Genomic DNA, 3803 nt, shown 5'->3' with positions numbered 1-3803 from the left:
AAGCTGGGCGAGGCGAAACTTGCTGAGATTCTGAGATTCTGAGATTCTGAGATTCTGAGATTCATTATTGAAGCGATCGATTTCATAAGGTAAATGCTCATCAAAAGGAATAAAATCGGGATGCTGAGGAATGGGTCGATTGTACCATCATCTTTCAAACAATGTGACGAAAAAACACGCAAACTTTCAGACCCGTAGTCCTAGTATTCCCAGATATCGATTCGGTTGTAACAAGATCGAACCAGATGTTGTCACAGCCGTTGCTGAGGAACCGAGCAGCATGTGTTAAGATATCTTTATCGCACCAGTTAGTAGGATGTAGCTATGAGCGCGAAAGTGAGCATCACACTAGATGAAGAAGTTTTAGAGTTTGTCGATCGAGTCTCCTGAGGGAGAGGCTTCGCCAACGAGCCAGAATCGCAGCCAATTCATTAACGAAATATTGTCCAAAGAAAAAAAGAGACGATGTTTGAAAGAATTAGAGGATGCCTATACAGAACTGGCAAACGATCCTGAATATCAAGCTGAGATTGAGTTGTGAGATATCACTGTGGGAGATGGCATCGATGCCGATGCGTAACTTAGAGTATCGCAGAGGCGAAATCTGGTGGGTAAATTTAGATCCGACAGTGGGTAGCGAAACAGCAAAAAAACGACCATGCGTAATCCTTCAGAATGACGTGGGCAGTGAAAAATCAAACACAACGATGGTTGCTCCGTTGTTAAAAGGCTCCAAAATTTACCCCTTCACAGTTAATGTTGCAGCAACGGTGGATAATGGACTGGACGAAAATAGAGGAATTCACCTCGAACAAATGAGGGTTGTGGATCGTCGGAGAATTGATAATCAGCTAGGAATGTTGGAAGACAAGTACTGGCGCGAAATAGAGAAGGCTGTTTGTATCATCCTGGGTTTTAATGCCATTTTTGACAGAGAGTAATTGCATCCCGATCGACATAACCGATCGATCATACAGTATTCTAAAGAGCGAGACTATTGTAAAGTTTTGTTAGTTGAATCTCGATCGTTGAGGTAGTAACCCAAGTGGCTAGTTATTGGAGTGCCACCATGCTAGGCGATCCTGTGTACGATGACAGTATCCCCTTCTCGCGCTGCGTTTCCCCCGATAAGCCGAAACTCAAGTTGCCAAAGCTAATATCAATAGCCTGAAGAATGTCGATCTCGCTGTCAAAGGCTAAGATATCGATTTCCGGTCGATCGATTTACAGATGATGCCGCCAAACGATCGTAAAATGTTGTTCGGCACGATCGACAGATGCAATGAAGAAGAAAAACCTGGCAGTATTATTCGGTGGTAGATCCGTCGAACACGAAATCTCCGTCATTACAGCACTCCAACTGATTAACGTCATTGACGTTACCCAATACAATATTATCCCTGTCTACATCGCCCAAACCGGACGTTGGTACGTTGGTGACAACCTACTCGATAAAAATTTCTATCGTCGCCTCCCCAATTCTCTCAAAGAAGCTCAAGAAGTCGCACTTTTACCTGTGGCGGGTAGTAAAGGGCTGACATATCTCAATTCTCGTCGGAACGATGTTTGTGCCATCGATATCTATTTCCTCGCCTTTCACGGCACATTTGGGGAGGATGGGTGCATTCAGGGGATGCTGGAGATGGCCGATGCTACCTATACAGGGTGTGGCGTGCTGCCTGCGGCTCTGGGAATGAATAAATATCAGTGTAAAATGATGCTCAAGGCTGCTGGTATTCCGGTTTTACCTGCGGCACTAGTCGATCGACGGGATGCCCAGAAGAGTCTAGAATCAGTACGGGCACAGATTTTTGCAACACCTGGATTGGAGCAACTTCCCCTCTTTGTCAAACCTTGTAATTTAGGTTCGAGTATCGGGATTGGGGTAGCAAAAGACGAGCGGACATTAAATGCTTGCTTGGTGAATACTTTTAGGTATGATAGTCACGCGATCGTCGAACCTTGCGTTAAAGAGATTGTCGAGGTGAATGTTTCTGTCTTAGAAGATGATGAAATTACCGCATCTGTCATCGAAATGCCCATTTCGCTCAGTGGTGTGCTGACATTTGAAGAGAAATATCTCCGCGATGACGGGGGCAAAAAGACAGGTGGTAACGAATCACAAGGGATGGCGAGTTTATCCCGCATCATCGACCCGCCAGACCTCAATCCCGAACTCAAACAAGCTGCTGTAGACTATGCAAAACAAGCGTTTAAAGTATTAGGCTGTTCTGGTGTATCGCGGATCGATTTTATCATCGATGCTAGTTGCGACCAGCTTTATTTCAATGAGATTAATACTCTCCCTGGTTCGCTCTCTTTCTACCTGTGGGTAAAATCAAATCCACCGTTGGTATATACGGAATTATTAAATCGGATTATTCGCCAAGCTGAGAAACGCCAAGTGACGAAACTCGCGCTCAAACGTCAGGAGGGAATGCGAGCTTTATTTAAGTAATAAGCATAGATCTGAGGGTACCCATTAAGCGATGCAGTGCGGTCAGGTTTCTAGGGCGATGCCACTGCATCAAGAGAGAGCATCTCTACCGATTAATTATGTAACGCGCGTCGCTCACATATTGTTGTATTCATTCGATCCCTCTACCCATTCCAAAAGTAATATCGTTCAATTGTTGAAACAAATTACGATTGTTTTATTGTCGATTATCTCTTGTCAATTGTCTCAGGTAGACCGAGCGAAGACACCAGCTTCGTGTGGAAATTTCCTCAGACAGTGTGTCTTGGTATATAAATATTGGGTATCCAAGACGATCGCCCACAGGTTGCGGCAGTAATAATGTCTCCCCATTAGTTTAAAATGCGAGTGTATTTACTTGCGAATTATTTTAATTTTCGTCCAATGTCCGAGGGAAATTTCGTCGCCAGATGAGATCGGCATATCTGCCATAATCGCGATTTCCTTGCCATTTACCATTGTGCCATTCGATGAACCGATGTCTCTGAGCACTAGAGCACCATCAGGATGGAGCGTGAGAATCGCGTGACGAGAGGAGACTGCATCATCGAGATCTAGGGGAATTTCAGGATGGATGGCGCGAGCTTGACTGGTTCGTCCGATCAGATTGCTACCCAAGTTTAATTGAATTTTCATCGGTGCTTGGGTGGGTGCTGCGGGGCTGTCAGGAGTAGCCAAACTCGGATCGATCGAGACGACCAGCTCCCATTGTAGATGCTCTAGTGGCGGATCGATCGCCGTAACCGCAGGTGTTGGTCGTTGAGTTGGTGCAGTGAAAATACTATTGGTTGACTTAACTATTGGTGGGAAATTTGACAGGGGACCTCCACCCTGAGTACCAGTCAGAAAGTTATAACCACAAATCTCGCAGAAGTTACCGCTATCTGGCTCGTGGGGGGTACTGCAATCGGGACAAGGTTGCGAGACAGATCGATTGGCAACAGGTGTATTAAGGGCATTTGAACTAAGCTCCGCTATCCCCAATCCCATAATTTTCGCCCCACATTCAGAGCAAAAATCGTCTTCTGTTGAACTATGACCTTTGGGACAAGTTTGCATTCTAGGTTGTGGGGTATGGGGTTTAGGGTGTAGGGGAGTTGGGAAGACGGGGATATGGGGGGACTAATTCACCATCTGTCCATCCACTATTCACCGCTTTCAACTTTCTGTCTTGTTGCGCTGTCTTGTCGTTGTCTTGTCGCAGTTGTATGGTCGGGGAACCCGACCACACTGCGCCGCTTTTTTATTCGGGGGGAACCCTAGACATAAAAACGCCGCTGTCTTGAAAAGGTGCTCTACTTGCGGCTCACCTTTGGACGGGTTCCCC

General features: G+C 45.8%; 3 protein-coding genes. 2 read left to right on the top strand and 1 reads right to left on the bottom strand.

From position 1 onward, the window contains the following. Positions 1 to 566: 566 nt before the first annotated feature. Positions 567 to 941, top strand: a complete 375-nt coding sequence (locus RMO55_RS16385) for a type II toxin-antitoxin system PemK/MazF family toxin (RefSeq protein ID WP_396134358.1) — start codon at positions 567 to 569, stop codon at positions 939 to 941. Positions 942 to 1282: 341 nt separating this feature from the next. Continuing rightward, positions 1283 to 2458, top strand: a complete 1176-nt coding sequence (locus tag RMO55_RS16380; RefSeq protein ID WP_310428165.1) for a D-alanine--D-alanine ligase family protein — start codon at positions 1283 to 1285, stop codon at positions 2456 to 2458. Positions 2459 to 2830: 372 nt separating this feature from the next. Here RMO55_RS16380 and RMO55_RS16375 read toward each other — a convergent pair whose 3' ends face one another. Further along, the gene (locus tag RMO55_RS16375; protein ID WP_310428164.1) at positions 2831 to 3535 is read right to left on the bottom strand and encodes an FHA domain-containing protein; all 705 of its coding nucleotides are present in this window, start codon (positions 3533 to 3535) and stop codon (positions 2831 to 2833) included. Between the last annotated feature and the right edge of the window lie 268 nt (positions 3536 to 3803).

This window comes from Chamaesiphon sp. VAR_48_metabat_135_sub (assembly GCF_031418915.1).
In the GTDB taxonomy this organism is placed as follows: domain Bacteria; phylum Cyanobacteriota; class Cyanobacteriia; order Cyanobacteriales; family Chamaesiphonaceae; genus Chamaesiphon.
This window is presented reverse-complemented; position numbering and strand designations above follow the sequence as displayed.

Bases quoted from the DNA above. Each gene is read 5' to 3' on its own strand.
- RMO55_RS16385 (WP_396134358.1), top strand. From the start codon at position 567: ATGCCGATGCGTAACTTAGAGTATCGCAGAGGCGAAATCTGGTGGGTA.
- RMO55_RS16380 (WP_310428165.1), top strand. From the start codon at position 1,283: ATGAAGAAGAAAAACCTGGCAGTATTATTCGGTGGTAGATCCGTCGAA.
- RMO55_RS16375 (WP_310428164.1), bottom strand. From the start codon at position 3,535: ATGCAAACTTGTCCCAAAGGTCATAGTTCAACAGAAGACGATTTTTGC.